The sequence below is a fragment of the Verrucomicrobiota bacterium genome (assembly GCA_038744685.1).
Taxonomy (GTDB): Bacteria; Verrucomicrobiota; Verrucomicrobiia; order Opitutales; family Puniceicoccaceae; genus Puniceicoccus.
This window is the reverse complement of the sequence record JBCDMB010000025.1, coordinates 1-15568: the sequence shown is the minus strand read 5'-3', so window position 1 is coordinate 15568 and position 15568 is coordinate 1. Positions and strand designations below refer to the sequence as shown.

15 protein-coding genes and 1 pseudogene are annotated in these 15568 nt (G+C 50.7%); 6 read left to right on the top strand and 10 right to left on the bottom strand.

What is annotated here, in order from left to right; translation table 11 throughout:
- Positions 1-7: 7 nt before the first annotated feature.
- Positions 8-1207, top strand: coding sequence for an efflux RND transporter periplasmic adaptor subunit (locus tag AAGJ81_12735; protein MEM0967007.1), 1200 nt, complete (start codon positions 8-10; stop codon positions 1205-1207).
- Positions 1208-1239: 32 nt separating this feature from the next.
- Positions 1240-4422, top strand: coding sequence for a multidrug efflux RND transporter permease subunit (locus AAGJ81_12730; GenBank protein ID MEM0967006.1), 3183 nt, complete (start codon positions 1240-1242; stop codon positions 4420-4422).
- 320 nt (positions 4423-4742) lie between these two features.
- Here AAGJ81_12730 and AAGJ81_12725 read toward each other — a convergent pair whose 3' ends face one another.
- On the bottom strand, positions 4743-5594 hold the full coding sequence (locus AAGJ81_12725) for a PEP-CTERM sorting domain-containing protein (GenBank protein MEM0967005.1): 852 nt from the start codon (positions 5592-5594) through the stop codon (positions 4743-4745).
- 342 nt (positions 5595-5936) lie between these two features.
- On the opposite strand from AAGJ81_12725, the gene AAGJ81_12720 reads away from it, so the two are divergent.
- Both AAGJ81_12720 and AAGJ81_12715 read left to right on the top strand, forming a co-directional pair.
- A complete protein-coding gene (locus AAGJ81_12720; protein ID MEM0967004.1) occupies positions 5937-6176 on the top strand; it encodes a hypothetical protein in 240 nt (79 codons plus the stop codon).
- 10 nt (positions 6177-6186) lie between these two features.
- A complete protein-coding gene (locus AAGJ81_12715; GenBank protein ID MEM0967003.1) occupies positions 6187-6807 on the top strand; it encodes a hypothetical protein in 621 nt (206 codons plus the stop codon).
- 474 nt (positions 6808-7281) lie between these two features.
- Here the strand turns inward: AAGJ81_12715 and AAGJ81_12710 are convergent, their stop codons facing one another.
- On the bottom strand, positions 7282-7794 hold the full coding sequence (locus AAGJ81_12710; GenBank protein MEM0967002.1) for a hypothetical protein: 513 nt from the start codon (positions 7792-7794) through the stop codon (positions 7282-7284).
- Between the two features lie 82 nt (positions 7795-7876).
- Complete coding sequence (locus tag AAGJ81_12705) at positions 7877-8788, bottom strand: transposase (GenBank protein MEM0967001.1); 912 nt, start codon at positions 8786-8788, stop codon at positions 7877-7879.
- A 74-nt stretch (positions 8789-8862) separates the two neighbouring features.
- Between AAGJ81_12705 and AAGJ81_12700 the strand changes: the two are divergent.
- Positions 8863-9021: pseudogene (locus AAGJ81_12700) on the top strand (IS256 family transposase).
- 233 nt (positions 9022-9254) lie between these two features.
- Here AAGJ81_12700 and AAGJ81_12695 read toward each other — a convergent pair.
- From AAGJ81_12695 to AAGJ81_12670, 6 genes are all read right to left on the bottom strand, one after another.
- Positions 9255-10343: a hypothetical protein gene (locus tag AAGJ81_12695; GenBank protein ID MEM0967000.1), complete on the bottom strand. Its 1089-nt coding sequence runs from the start codon at positions 10341-10343 to the stop codon at positions 9255-9257.
- 2 nt (positions 10344-10345) lie between these two features.
- Positions 10346-10723, bottom strand: a complete 378-nt coding sequence (locus tag AAGJ81_12690; protein ID MEM0966999.1) for a hypothetical protein — start codon at positions 10721-10723, stop codon at positions 10346-10348.
- Between the two features lie 347 nt (positions 10724-11070).
- On the bottom strand, positions 11071-11982 hold the full coding sequence (locus AAGJ81_12685; protein MEM0966998.1) for a transposase: 912 nt from the start codon (positions 11980-11982) through the stop codon (positions 11071-11073).
- Between the two features lie 41 nt (positions 11983-12023).
- Positions 12024-12596, bottom strand: a complete 573-nt coding sequence (locus AAGJ81_12680; protein MEM0966997.1) for a DUF4172 domain-containing protein — start codon at positions 12594-12596, stop codon at positions 12024-12026.
- A 286-nt stretch (positions 12597-12882) separates the two neighbouring features.
- Positions 12883-13878 carry a transposase gene (locus tag AAGJ81_12675; GenBank protein ID MEM0966996.1) on the bottom strand — a complete coding sequence of 332 codons (996 nt, stop codon included), beginning with the start codon at positions 13876-13878 and terminating at the stop codon, positions 12883-12885.
- Positions 13879-14007: 129 nt separating this feature from the next.
- The gene (locus tag AAGJ81_12670) at positions 14008-14289 is read right to left on the bottom strand and encodes a hypothetical protein (GenBank protein MEM0966995.1); all 282 of its coding nucleotides are present in this window, start codon (positions 14287-14289) and stop codon (positions 14008-14010) included.
- A gap of 24 nt (positions 14290-14313) precedes the next feature.
- Here AAGJ81_12670 and AAGJ81_12665 point away from each other — a divergent pair, with 24 nt between their 5' ends.
- A complete protein-coding gene (locus AAGJ81_12665; GenBank protein MEM0966994.1) occupies positions 14314-14877 on the top strand; it encodes a UPF0236 family protein in 564 nt (187 codons plus the stop codon).
- A gap of 287 nt (positions 14878-15164) precedes the next feature.
- Here AAGJ81_12665 and AAGJ81_12660 read toward each other — a convergent pair.
- Positions 15165-15568: hypothetical protein (locus AAGJ81_12660; GenBank protein ID MEM0966993.1), on the bottom strand; the 404-nt coding region annotated here is incomplete at its 5' end.

The following is a 15568-nucleotide window of genomic DNA, read 5'->3' as shown; positions in this document are numbered from 1 at the left end:
CGATAACATGACCACGCGACTCGCTCACCTTCCTCTGTTCCTTTTTGTTTTTCTAACGGGTTGTTCCAACGAGAGCGAGCAGTCTGCTCAGCCTCCAGCCCCGACTGTCCAGGTGATGACTGTCGAACCAACGAACGTGGCAGTCTTTGGCGAAATCGTCGCTACCCTCGATGGAAAGGTGAACACCTTCGTTCGTCCAAAAGTAGAAGGATACCTTCTTACGCAAGAATACTCGGATGGCACCGCGGTCACGGAGGGCCAACTGCTCTTCACCATTGACCCCGATACGCTCGAGATCGCTGTTCAGGGGGCCGCAGCAGACTTGGAAGAGGCGAAAGCGCAGCTTGTGAAAACCCAGATTACCGTAGAACGCGATAAGGAATTGATTAAAGCCGACGCGATCAGCCAGAAGCAGCTCGATAATGCGATCCAGTCAGAGCAAGCCGCTCAAGCCAACGTTGAAGCCGCCGAAGCCGCTCTAAACAACGCGAAACTCAACCTGAGCTATGCCAAGGTATATTCTCCGATCAATGGCATCGCCGGCAAGGCCCAGGCGGACATCGGAGACCTAGTCGGACCCAGCAGCACTCTCGCAGTGATCTCGAACCTCGATCCGATCCAAGCCGTATTCTACATACCCGAAAAGGCCTATCTTGAAAACGCCACTGAGCTGCAACGGATTTTGAACAAACCGTTCGAAGAAAGGCCATCTAACCTCGAGCTCATTTTTGGGAACAATCAAACGTACGCAGAGAAGGGCAAACTGCAGTTCATTAACCGTCAAATCGATTCCGGGACAGGAACGATTGGAGTCTTCGCTCTTTTCCCGAATGAGGATAATTTCCTGCGCCCAGGTCAGTACGTAAAGGTCCGGGCTCAAACACAAACTCTTGAGAATGCTATCCTCGTTCCCCAGCGGGCCCTCATGGAAACGCAAGGGATGTTTTCGGTGTTTGTGGTGAACAGCGATAAAACAGTCTCTTTGACTCCAGTCACCCGTGGGATCACAAAAGGAAGCAACGTCGTCATAACCAAAGGCCTAAAGGACGGGGATTCGGTTGTAATTGAGGGCCTTCAGAAAGCCAGCAACGGCGCCACGGTAAACCCAACACCGTGGAAGCCAACTTCTGGGTCTGGAAACACCGACGACCCGCCCGACACATCCGACGGCGACAGCTCCTCATCAACCAAAGAGACTACTTTGTAGGTCCTGTTTAGCTAAGCCAAGAAAGTCTCGGAATGTACAAGTTTTTCGTAAACCGCCCAATCGTCGCAATGGTGATTGCGATCCTGACGGTTATCGTCGGCCTCGTCTCACTGACGATGCTCCCCATCGCTCAATATCCCGAAATTGTTCCTCCACAAATCAAAGTCAACGCGACCTACCCGGGAGCCGATGCGGTCACTGTCGAAGAGTCCACCGCACTACCCATTGAGCAGCAAATGAGCGGAGTGGACGGCATGCAATACATGTCCTCCACCAGTTCCAACAACGGCCTTCTCTCCCTCACGGTAAACTTCGAACTGGGGACTGATATCAATACCGACCAAATCCTCACCCAGATGCGGGTGAGCCAAGCGGAGTCCCAACTTCCCCAGCAGGTGCGGGATATGGGCCTCGTCGTCGAGAAGTCACTCGCTTCCCCTTTAATCCTCTTCGCAATCACTTCGCCTGACGACTCCCTCGATAGCCTTTTCCTCTCCAACTATGCCGTCATCAACCTGAACGATCCCTTCACACGGCTGAACGGCGTCTCCAGCGTGACTATTTTCGGTGCAGGAGACTACGCCATGAGGATCTGGATCGATCCAAATGTCCTCGCCAGTCGAAACATTACCGTAACCGAGATTGCTGACGCGATTCAGAGTCAAAACACCGTTAACCCAGCCGGAACCATCGGTGGCGAGCCGGTGCCAGCCGGCCAGGAGTTCACCTACTCCGTTCGGGCACAGGGCCGTCTTACCAGTGCAGAAGAGTTCGGAAATATCATTATCAGAGCCGAGGAGGATGGTTCGGTGGTCCGGGTTCAGGATGTAGCGCGAATTGAACTGGGAGCACAAACCTACACATCGGAAGGTAAGTTCAACGGGAAACCGGCGGCGATCTTGGCACTCTACCAAACTCCGGGCTCGAACGCTCTAACGGCAGCTACGGATGCAAGGAATTTGATGGCTGAGATGGCAGAGAACTTTCCCGACGGTATGGAGTATACGGTAGCTCTCGATACAACCGAAGCCGTCACCGAAGGAATCAAAGAAATCCAGCGAACGCTTTTTGAGGCTTTGGCCCTAGTGGTCCTTGTCGTCTTTATTTTCCTTCAAGGCTGGCGGGCAACGATCATCCCACTTGTTGCCGTCCCGGTTTCTTTGATCGGAACGTTTATTGTTTTCCCGATGCTCGGGTTCTCGATCAATACCCTTTCATTGTTCGGCCTCGTGCTCGCGATTGGAATCGTGGTCGATGATGCGATTGTGGTGGTCGAGGCGGTGGAGCGTTACATCGAGCGCGGATTGTCTCCGAAAGATGCCACTATGCATGCAATGCATGATGTTAGTGGACCGATCTTCGCCACCAGTATGGTGCTGACGGCGGTTTTTGTCCCGACCGTTTTTATTCCCGGGATTACCGGTGAACTCTATCAGCAATTTGCGATCACGATCGCGATTTCAGTCCTGATTTCGACGTTCAATGCTCTCACCCTCAGTCCCGCACTTTCTGCCATCCTCTTAAAGCCCCGAAAGAAAGTCCGTGGCCCTCTGGGATGGTTTTACGGTAAGTTCAATAAAGGTTTCGATAAGGCTACCGATAAATACGTTTCTTTATGCGGAAGCCTGATCCGCAAGAGCTTCCTGGCAGTGGTCTTTATCATTTTCTTTGCCGGCCTTGGTGGATTCAGCGCCAGCCGACTCAACCCTGGGTTTATTCCCTCGGAAGACCAGGGATACGCTTTTGCAGCGGTCAATCTTCCTCCTTCCGCATCCCTGCAGCGGACTATAGCGGTAAACGACCAGGTGAACGATCTGATTGCCTCTGTTCCAGGGGTGCAAGCCGTCACCGCGGTTGCGGGCTTCAATCTTCTTTCCGGGGTCATGAATTCTTACAGTGGGTTCTTTTTCATCACCCTTGAACCATGGGAAGAGCGTTATTCGAGAGAGAATCTTCGCGAAATGAACCTTCGCGCGATTTTCAAAAAACTGAACGAAAAGTTATTTGATTTACCCGAGGCGATTGGTTTCTCGTTTCCTCCCCCTGCTATCCCTGGGATCGGGACTTCGGGAGGGGTGACGTTTATGCTCCAGGATAAAAGCGGACGAAGCCCGGAGTTCCTCGAACAGGAAACCGAACGTTTTATCGAGGAAATCACGAAAAGCCCCGAAGTCTTGCGGGCCTCGACCACCTACAGCGCCAGTATCCCCCAAATCTATGTGGACGTGGATCGGGATAAGGTCCTCAAACAAGGAGTCCCCTTGGCTAGTGTGTACCAGACTCTCCAAGCCTTTATGGGGGGTGCTTTCATCAACTACTTCAATCGCTTTGGGCGCCAATGGCAGGTTTACCTTCAGGCCGAGGGAGACTTCCGAACCGACGTCCAAAATCTTGACCTGTTCTACGTGCGAAATACCGATGGTGACGCCGTTCCCCTCAACACCTTTACTACGACAGAGAGGCAGCTCGGGCCTGAGTTTATCCAGCATTTCAACATTTTCCGCACGGCGCAGATCAATGTGAGTGCAGCACCGGGATATTCGACAGGTGATGTGATGGCTCTTCTCGAGAGCACCTTCGACTCCACGATGGACCGGACGATGGGTTATGCTTACAGCGGCATGTCTTATGAGGAGAAAGTGGCCGCCACTGGAGTTTCTCCCGTCGCAATCTTCGGTCTATCTCTCCTCTTTGTATTCCTTATCCTTGCCGCTCTCTACGAAAGTTGGACCCTGCCGTTTAGCGTTCTGCTAAACCTGCCTATTGCGATTGCGGGTGCCTTCCTCGCACTTTGGGCATGTGGAATGGAGAATAACATTTACGCGCAGATTGGGATGGTGATGTTGATTGGTCTTGCTGCTAAAAACGCCATTCTGATCGTCGAATACGCGAGACAGCAAAGGCAAGAGCACGGGAAGTCGATTCGGGACGCAGCTCTTGAGGCAGCCCATTTGCGGCTCCGTCCGATCCTGATGACTTCATTCGCGTTCATTCTAGGTTGCGTGCCGCTGGCAACCGCTCTCGGAGCGGGAATGGTCTCACGCAGGATCCTCGGTATGACCGTGATTGGTGGGATGCTTTTCGCTTCATTCATAGCGATCTTTGTGATTCCCGCCAGCTTCTACATCATCGAAAAACTGACTGAAAGAAAGAAACTAAAAGAAAATGATGAGCCGGTAGAGGGTGCCGTCGTCACCGGCGACTCTACTTCGTGAGTTGAGCAAAAGACTAGCAGTCCGCCTTGTGCCTCTGAAGGCTGCCTAATCAACAAATGAAGTTTGGCACTACCGGTTTCTCACTCTTTGGGAGGAGCCTCTTGAGCCGTTCAAAATGGGGATCGGGGAGAACTCCAGCTGTCCATCAAATCCGATATGGTCAGTGGCGTGGGACCTCACCGGACAGCTCTATTTGATCTTAAAAAGTTGAGAGTAAATCTGGTGCGAGGTAGCTCACTCTTGGACAATACGACACAGAGGTGCGTTCAACGGTGGTTCAAGTAGAGCAACCGAAAGAGAGAGTGGCCACACTGGTTAATTCAGGAACCGCCCCGCTCCCGACGTCGCAAGGACACTACAGCTCCTACTATGCCGATCAGAAAAAAGGCGGAAGGTTCCGGTATCACCGTGCCAGAGAGGTTTAGAGAGAAGTCATCTTCCTCCTGCCAGGACCCGGGATTGTCTGAGTAGGATCTTCCTGAAAGATATGGTCCCGCATCCAACGCGAAAGGGCCAGAAACAATCGCACCCTGCTGTCTTTCACCAGCCCACGCGTAGGGCTGGACATTGGTCAGCCCGAGCATGATAAACGCATAGCCGGCGCTTGGACCCTCGGAAGAGCGATCGACAAGGGCTGGACCGTTGATCCCGCTGATTTCGAGGACCCTGTTTTGGTCTGGATCAAGGATGGTCGCTCCCAAATTAAAAGTTTGGCTGTAGACCTGCACGGCGCCATCAAGCAAATCTCCAGGCTCCGGATCGGGCTGGTTATTACTATCGAATACGACGATATCATCATCAGCAGCATTTAGAGCGACGATGTTGTCGACCTCATAGATCCGAAACTCTACGTCGGCACTCGTTCCATTCGCCTGGTTATAAACGAACTGAATCGTTTCGAGAATGAATGGCGTCGTTGTCTGGAAAGTCTGTGTGAGTGGACGACTTGGCGGTGTGCTTCCGCTTTCATACCTTACACTCCTTCTTCCCTGGTTTAGAATGGTGGCAGTGCCATCTGGGTTACTGTTTGCATCGTAGAGCTGAAAAGTCGACAAGGGATCTCCAGTGTTGACGATTCCGTTGGTATTCCAGTCCGCATCGGTATCGATGGAAATAACCGCTTCGACTATCTGAACAAAGCCAGCTAGTAAGACGCAGTAGGTTGAGTGCATGTATTTCATTATAAAAACCATCCAGAAAATCTTATCAGCAAACTAGAGTCAAGCGTCGGCCACGCTGGCGCGAACGGGCGGTGCGACTCTTGGTTTGGTCGGTCGGTCGATGCGGTCTTGGATGGTCAAGATATGGCATTTTTCAGGTCCCACTAAGACCTCAGACCTTCGACGATTAAAAACACTCCAGATATCGAAAATAATGTCAGGAAACACGGTTTTTAACGGAGTCGGATAACCGAGAGAAACCACGCCTCAAGAAACCGATGAATAAGAGAGTTCGAAATTACCGGATCTATACCCGGCAACTCTTTTTCAATATCGACGATCGCTCGCGACGGGATGAGCGAACCGAGAAAAATAAAGAATCCAGAGAATTACATACTATCGATTACTGTTACTATCTTTGAGGCAAGCAGCCATGTCTTTGCGCCATCTGTTACCCATGTCCTTGTGGTTTTCCTTTCTAGTTTCCTCCAACCTCCTCAAAGAATTCATCTGGTAACTGTGCCTGCTGAAGTATTGGTTGACGGCTCAGTTGCGGTTTTTGCTTCTGCAAAGACCTTGGAGAGACGACAGTGACGAAAAGACGATGAACGAATTCCTGACTCGCCCGCACCTTTTCGCGTATCTGGCGATAATCTTTACTGTCATCCGATACTTCACCTACATCGTATCGATCCAGCGAGGAGAAACGCATCCTCACGTCTTTTCTTGGCTGAATCTCGGTGTGATTTCGCTGATTGCGACCGTGGCTCAGTTCCACCTCGGCGGAGGACCGTCTGCGTGGGTACTCGGCGCGAAGGCAGTGGTCTCCCTCTACATTGCATTCGTCTCCCTCTTCATAGGGGAGAAACGGATCACGAAAAGTGACTGGATCGCGTTCCTAAGTGCGCTCGTGATCATACCCATCTGGCTCTGGGCAAAGTCTCCTTTGACCGCGATCCTCTTGGTCATGTGTATCGATTTCCTCTCGTTTCTCCCAACCTACAGGAAGTCGTGGCGAAAGCCGTGGAGTGAGCCTCCAGTCTCCTATTTCTGGGCAGGGCTTAGGTACTTTCTTACTCTCTTTGCCATACCCGAACCCACCTTCGCCACCCTCCTCTTTCCGGCTTTCCTGTTGGCATCCGACTGGGTCTTTATGATCTTTTTGATCTGGCGAAGACGTGTTCTTCGTTCAACGAAACCACAAGAAAGTCAAGGACACGGGTGAACAAGCTCATCACTTAACACTAAACCCAAGAAAGAGAGGTAAACCCATGAAAAGGACGTCACGTCTAAGACACGGTTTAGGTCTTACGGTGATTAGGCGCGAAGCATACAAAACGCCATCTTCGACAGGATCGAGGGCGCCATCGACAACGATTCCGGAGGAGTTTAAGCCTCAGCCACTTTTCCCGTGCGGCGAGACCTGCGCACGCGGGTGAGCAAGGAGAGGAGCAATCACGACTCGTTGGGAGTAGCGGGGGAAGCCGCCGATAGCACAGCGAAGCGAGCGACCATGGGGACAGCTCCCTCTGGGGACGGGCGGGAGTGACGCCACTGGAGGCACGGGATTCGGGTCGAGTTTGTCAAGTGTCAAGACATGTCGCCTTTTTGGGTCCCTCTGTCGTCTTTTTGGGTCCCTCATTACATCGGTCTCTTTCCATGGCATACACGCCATAAAAGTGTTACCGATGGCCTTGTTCTATCTGTTACCCATATCCTTGTGGTTTACCTTTTTGGGCCCTGCGTCACCGGAAGTGCCTTCATAATTGATAGACCATGCTGCCAGCATGAGCCAATTATTCCAATAAGGAATTTCTGAAATCGAAATCCAATAGAATTGGGGAAAGGAATCTACTATTTCCTGAGAGTCCGTCACCGCATAATATATTTCACCGTTCGAAGACATGTCTACGCAAACCCATACTGAAAATTCAAATCCATTTTCACAGTAGACTTTCCCACGATAAATACTCCCAGTTCCAGTTATATCTGAAGGGGATTTTTTTAAATTTCCAAAAAATTCTTCATTAAACTCATTTACAATAATCCGGAGAAAAAAACCGTTTTGATCTTCATCAAATTCAACATACTTAACTAGAGTTGGATCATCTAAAATGGCTTTCAAATCAAGGTTCTTATCTCTTTCACAACCGACTAGAAAAAAGCAAAGCTTTATCCCGACCAGAAAAGAAAATCCTCGAAATAAATTCATCAGTAAAGGTAATCAACTCTTTATGTTCAGGGGCGAAAAAAGGCAGGGCGAAAAAAGGGGTCAAACGCAAAATATAAAGATTTCATCTATTCACCAAATTACTCACGTAGTTCGGATGCCCCATTCTGAGGCGATCCGCAATCCAGGGATTCTTTGCCGTAGTCTCATTTCGCAAAAGCTTTGCAATTTCCACTTTCCAAGAAGCTCCCTTCGGATCAGACGCTATGTCTCCTTCTCCACGATTATGCCTCGATAACTCTTTGATCACAATACGTTCCCAACGAGCTTCGTTGACCTCCTTTAAATCGACTCCTTCCCAGGCGGCGAAGGGATTCTCTTTTACAAGCTCCTTTGCCAGTTCTTTCTTTGATTCCTTGTTCCCAAGAAACCAACCGCGGCAATACCGCTTCGACAGTTCTCCACCCCGTGCTCGATCACCCTCCTCAAGATATCTCAGACGTTCATGGTAGTCGCGCGTTCCCTTCAAGCTGTTCGGCAAGCCACACAGTGAGAGAACGGACTCACGGTCCAGAGGAAGCGAGACTTGCCGCTTGAAAAATTTCGAAAAGCTGGAACGTGGATAGTCCCTTAATTGATCCACCGAACAGAGTCCAGCCCTGACCGGATTGAGGTGAATGTAGTCAATGAGCCCAAGTAAGGGGCGATCGTCCCCCACCACCAGAGACTTGTAGCGCCCTTGAAATACATGCCCCTTTTCTCCGCGGAAACGATTGAAACGTGTCGCAAAGGTGCTCTGTAACCACTTCATCCCCTCTACCAGGTTCGGCTCCGGAGTTTCCAACGCCAGATGGTAATGGTTACTCATCACCACATAGGCATAAATCTTCCAGCCACATCGTTCCGCTGCCTGAAAGATGGTTTTCTCAAAAGCCTCACCCGTCTTCTCACCAGTAAACAGATCCTTCCGGTAGTTCCCCCGACTGATCACATGATACACTGCGCCGGGGTATTCAATTCGTTGCTTTCGCGCCATGGGGTAGAAACTTAAAAACACAGAGCAGATCCGCAATCTTTATATTTTGCGTTTGACCCCTTTCTGTGCCCCTACGCACGCGAGTGGTCGGTGCCTTTCCAGACGGGAATAGTGCCCTGATGCTCGTTGCCGCAAGGCTGCGATATATCACCGGCACGAAGTGGGGATTACGCCGCTACCTCGACATGAAGAAACTTGATCAACAACCACTCACCGAGGCAACCGCCTCATGATCCATTGCTCTGGCTCCAGTCGGGCTACGCCCTCCTTACGCCAGAGCAATCCAACCACAACCAATAACAAGAACACTACCTTCCTGAGGACCGAAAAAGAAAAAGCGAAAGATTCTGGACACTACCGACCTGACCCCCGCAAACTGGTCCAGTCGCAGGGGTCTTCTCACAACGACCATATACTTTTTCCATTAATGAAGGATTTGCCACCTACCTATTTCGTTTCAAAACACTCAAGTCGTCTCTAAAACACTCTTCAGAATTACGTCTTGAAGTTCTGAATCCACCCAATCCGAAAAAACGATCTGATCACGAAAACGAACGGCAGCGGGACCTGCAAACTTACCTAGACAATACCGAAAGTTCACAATGCCCGGAAAGATGAAGGCTGCGTTAGGGTGGGATTTAGCAATCAACTGTTCAGCCCAGTGCAACTCAAGGCCTGCTGGGGCGCGTGTATCAAGCGCATTGATCACAGATTCATAGCAGTTTTGCTTACTAAAGCCGAAGGGGACTTTGGACCAAATTGGGTGACTCTTAACTGACTCTTTAGAAAAATCGGCAAAGGGATCTAAGCTTCTCGGGCAAAGTTTCATGAGCTTCTTATTATCTTTCAATGCCTTAACCGCTAATGGAAAAACACGTAGCCAATCCACATTGATAAAATTGGTTCTTGGCCATTGATTCTTCGGGTTCGGATCACACTTCTCTAGCCAAAGACGAATACTCTGATTATTGTTGAAAGCCCTAACAGCCTCGTAAAATGCATCGCTAGGGTTCGTTGAGCACAAGGCGATATGAGCAGCAAGTGGTAAGAGCAAGTCAGGCATGTAGCTGTCACTACATTCATGTTTCATCCACTCGTATGGTGGGCCATGACTGCGGCAGCCCGGCCCTTTTAACATACAAAGCTCAAATGCTGCTTGCGTACAGGTTCGTAGCATTCCTGGACGTAAAACACTGATCTGGACGCCTTCCGTGTCGATCTCTTCTTCTTGTATAATGGTATCTGGAGAACGAATCATCACGTCCCAAAATCGAGCAAAGCACTCGGTAATGGCATGTGATGAAAACCTAGCAGACTTATTTGAGCTCTGATTTGAGTCTTGTTTAGGCTCCAACAATTTTTGTCTTAAATACGGTGAAGAGGTAAACTGCCAATGGTGGATGGATTCATGAACAAGGACTCTTGCTAACCTTCCGCTAAAATCAGGGTGGTTCGAGTTATTATATAACTCAATTAGTCCATTTTTCTTGAGAACGGCAGGGATATCTTCCTCGCTAAGATCGATAATAGCATATTGGGGATCATAGAAACCCACTATCAACCTCCTTGGCCGAAGTAACTACCAATAGCTTCGAGGGAGATATCTTTGTCTGCGTAAGTCTTGATCACCTCGTTTCCTTTGGCATCTTTGGTCTTGATATGAGTAGTTCCTTGTTTGACTCCCTTTAAAGTAGTGATCAGGGGAGGCGTGACAGTAGCGTCAATGAACAAACCTGTGCCGTAGACGGATATCAGATGCTTGATGAGGCGAAACATTCCATATGCGGTGATACCTAACACAACCGAAACGGCATCATAATATTGTTTGCCATCATCCGGCTCGTAAAGAGTCTCGCTAACTACGTCGTAATTAACTGATCCATCATTATCGAGAATGGCCTGTAGCTTATCGAACGATTCGACAGCTATCTTCACTTGGGTTCTAGCCGAGTCGTTGGCACCGTTCATTTTAGTAAACTAGGTAAAATTCTAACTGCCCCGATGCATCTATACATAACGATGAAAACCTTAACACCTAATTGAAAATAATGAGCGCCTTTTGAAACACAAGGTTAAAAGCCCATAAGTCGTTAGGTTTATCGCTATCACCAAAGACTCAAGGAGAATATGGTTTAGTCGTCGGCGCCTATTGGAATGCCAATGCGTCTGGCCAGGGTCAAAAAACTGGATGGAGCGCAAAATATAAATACATTATCGATTCACCAAGTTACTCACATAATTTGGTTCCAAGGGGAATGGGTCAAACGCAAAACATTAAGATTCTATCGATTCACCAAATTACTCACATAGTTCGGATGGCCCATTCTCAGCCGAGCTGCGATCCATGGATTCCTTGCTGTGGTCTCCTTGCGCAAGCGTTTGGCGATTTCCACCTTCCATTGCGCCCCTTTTGGACTCGACTCAATGTCCTTTTCTCCAAGCCTTCGCTTCGAAAGTTCTTCCCCCACGACACTCTCCCAGCGAGCCTGATTGACTTCCTTCAAATCAACCCCTTCCCAGTCTGCGAAGGGATTCTCTTTGACTAGCTCCTTGGCCAACTCCTTCTTCGCTCTCTTGCTCCCGAGAAACCAACCCCGGCAATAGCGTTTCGAAAGTTCTCCCCGCAAGGCACCATCACCCTCCTCCCGATATTTCAATCGCTTGTGGTATTCTCGAAATCCTTTCAAGGTGTTTGGCTGCTCGCAAAGCAGCAAAACAATCTCCCGATCCAGCTGAGGAGACACTTGCCGTTTGAAGTATTTGGGAAAGCTGGAAAGCGGATAGTTCTTAAGTTCATCCACGGAACACAAACCAGCCCTTACCGGATTGAGATGGATGTAGTCGATCAGTCCAAGCAGCGGGCGATCTTCCTCCACAACCAGTGACTTATACCGACCCTGAAAAACGTGCCCCCTTTCACCGTGAAAGCGGTTGAAGCGAGTGGCAAAGGTACTCTGCAACCACTTCATCCCCTCCACCAGGTTCGGTTCCGGTGTTTCCAAGGCCAAGTGATAGTGGTTGCTCATAATCACATAGGCATAAATCTTCCATCCACATCGTTCTGCTGCCTGAAAAATAGTCCGCTCAAACGCCTCCCCGGTCTTCTTCTCCGTAAAGAGATCTTTTCGGTAATTCCCACGACTGATCACATGATAGATCGCTCCAGGGTATTCGATTCGTTGCTTCCGCGGCATGTGCTAGGACTATCACAAAAAAAAAGCGAAAAGGGCAATCTTTATATTTTGCGTTTGACCCCTGCTATGGGAGACCCATTGAACCATCGGATAAAGGCATTCATTTCCGTCTTCACCCGGTGGGATGGCGGCGCTTCGAAATGGACCCTCGGGTCATGGACAGGACCAGAGACTATCTGCATTGAGTCATCATGGGTCCGGTAGCGGCCAATATCCCTGAGGTCTCGCCTTCCATTCATCAGTTGCTGGTGCCACTCAAAGATCGTTTCGTGAGACAGTGGTTTTTCATACCCATGGTAAAGTTCGACCATCATTTCCGCGATACCTTGCTCAGCCGGGGAAGTTTGGCGGCGATCCGTATGCAAACCGAACTGCCTCCGAATCGATGATTGTAAGGTCTCGCGATCCAGTAGCTCCCCTTCAATTGCGGATGTCTTCAGTGCTTCAGCACTAAGCAGATCCACCTTGAGGATATCCCTGTCATCCTCATCCAAATGACGAAACGCACCGATGACTACGCCGGATTCCTTCATGAAATTCGCTTCAAAAGCCGCTAACTTCGCTGGTTGGTAAACGAAATTAGGCCAATCCTCTTGCTGCCAGTTCCATGTCATGGGTGATAGTCCTCCTTTATATAAACCACAAAATAGCATATTTTTGGGCTATAAGGTAGCGTTTTATACGCCAACAACTACCCCTCTCAGTTTCACTACCTCAACTCCACCAAAAGCATCTCAGATGGCCCATTTCACACAAGGCCAGCCAAACTCAACCCACAGGGGCCGTTGGAGACCCAACGGCACTACCTATAAACCAGTTCCCCTCTTCGCAAGCGAGGAGGGGTGGCCCTCGCCCGAGGGACGGGGTGGAGCGAGGCCATTTGAAAACCAACTCCATCCCTCATCGCAACACTCTCAACTCCCCCACCAACTTCTCCACCTCCTGACCACTCTCTTCCTTCAAAACCACCCTCTGAGCCGCCTGACTGACCGTTGCCGCTGATCCCATCTCCAACCGTTCTGCCAGCCAGCCATTACTCACCGATGTCGCCCGTTTCATTGCCGCCGCAAGAATCGCTTTCGGCTCTGCCATCTTTCCTAACGGGAGATTCTCCAGATCGATTTTCGCAATGCTAGCGACCTCCTCCAGCTGTTCCTCCCAACGAACTTCTCTTTCTTTGTTGAGCTCAGCAGGATCCAGCCCTTCAAAACGCACCCGATCCCAATCGGCTCCCCGCTGCTTCGCTTCATCCCACATCGATTTCCGAAAATCTTTGGAGCCCTTACACCAACCACGACTCAGCTTTGCTTCCATCAACCTCTTCCGTTCACGGTTATCGGTCCCCATCCATGCTAGATACCTCCGATAATTGCGCCAGCCAGCGGGTGTATCCGTCAATCCTCCCGCCTCCTCGAGAACAACCGATCCGTCTAACCATCGCGGACAACGCCTCTTTCCCAGCCAGTGCAGACTGCTCCAGCGGTAGTCGCCAATCGTTTCTTCCGATTCCAGTTTCGCTCTTAATGGGTTCAAATGAATGTAGTGGCACACCTGACCATAAACATGACCAGGCTCAACCAGAATCCCCTTGTAACGCCCCTGGAACGGTCGCCCCGTCCAATTCCGGTAACGGTTGAATCGCCGCACCCAAGTCCCCTGCAACCATTTCATCCCCTCACTCAAATTCGGTTCGCCCAGCTGAACGGCAAGATGAAAGTGATTGCTCATAATCACATACGCTCCCAACTCCCAGCCAAAACGGTCGGCTGCTTCTCCCAAAGTCCGCTCAAACGCCTCCGCTGCCCCCTTCCCACCAAAGATACGCTGACGGTAATTCCCTCGGTTAATTACATGGTAGCACGCCCCCGCATACTCAACTCGTAGTGGCCTCGGCATACAGGAAGAACGCCTCAAAAATGCAAACTAGTCAAGAGTCAAGACCTGACGTCTTTTTGGTGTCCTCCGATTCGTTGCTTTCGCGGCATTTGATAGGACTCTCAAAAGAAAAACGAGATAGGGCAATATTTATATTTTGCGTTTGACCCCTTCTGCATCCACTCTGACCCCTTCTGCATCCACTCGACGGTCCGAACGATCACGCTCGAACACGCCCGTGGCGTTCGTCGCCGTCAGGAGGCTGCCGGTTCCACCGGAGCCCTGAGATCGAAGGGAGCCGAATGCATCGTTACCGAGATGGACGGGAGCATGGTGCCGGTGGTCGAGTGCACCGGGGCAACAAACACCGACAGGCGCAAGGGCAGGAACTGCCACTGGAAGGAAGCGCGCTTGTGCGCGGCACGCGTTCACGGACACGGCAATATCCGCTATGGGGTGAGCTTCGGCGACGTCCAAAAGGCCGGAAACACGTGGGCGGCAACTGTGGCGAAGCTGCCTTGGGCGGCATCGACCAAGCTCCATGTCGTCGGCGACGGGGCCACGTGGATCGCCGAACAGGCCCGGCAATGCCTGGGAGCCAAAGACTATCTCGTGGACTTTTACCATGTCTGCGACTACCTCGCCGCAGCATCGCCGAAGGCGGCTACTTCTCCCAAGTGGCTCGATACCCAAAAAAGACGGCTTAAAAGTAATCGACCGGACAAGGTCATCCGCTCCCTCGAACCTTACGTGGAAGCCGAAGGCATCCCGCAAGGCGAAACTCCCGTCCGTAACGCCATGCGTTACCTGCAAAACCGCATTGAACAACTCGATTATCGCTCGGCGATTGAAAACGGCCTGCCCACCGGTTCCGGCATGATCGGAAGCGCCCATCGACACGTCCTGCAAGACAGACTCAAGATCGCCGGTGCTTGGTGGACCGAACAAAACGCACGAAACATGGCCGCTCTCAGAGTCGCCAGAGCCAACGGGGAAGAAGCACTCCATTGGAGAAACTGACATCGATCAAAATCACACCCCAGCCGCCAGTAAAGAGTCAAGACTTGACGTCTTTTAGGTTCTCTGACGTCTTTTAGGGCACAACACAGACATCGGTAACACTTTTCACAAGGACATAGGTTACACTTTCAATGGGTATGGATGGGTGGATTAAGGAGGTCAAGGTTCATGGTGGATGGTGGTTCGTGTTCGGTTGCTTCGCTTAGGCCGTCCCCGTCAGGGGTGCCGCGCAGCGGCAAGGCCGGAGCGAAGCAACCGAACACGAAAGAGAGCTTTTTGTTTTTGTTTCATTTCGGACGGGTGGCCCGCGGTTCTTTGTTCGCGGAGATGATGAGTGTTTTGGGTCGCCAGATTTCGTTGGCATCGAACTCAAGATTACCCAGGTGCAAGTTGGCGTAGTGGAGTTCGATGATTCCACGATCGTTCTCAAAGAGACCTACCCTACAGCCGCTGTAGATCTCGCTCAGATAGAAGTTCGACCCCATGAAGCTGACATGGCCTGATCCACTGACCCTGCAAACGTGATAACCCGGCGGGTAGCGCATTTTGTCTTTTTCACCAAGACGCCGGGCACTGGGACGGTAAATCTCGGCCGGTCTGAGCATGTCTATCGCTTCGTGCGGACGATCATGATTGTATTCGTGACGCCAGCGATCAAAACGCTTCTGCTGAGCCGCCAGATTCGGTGAGG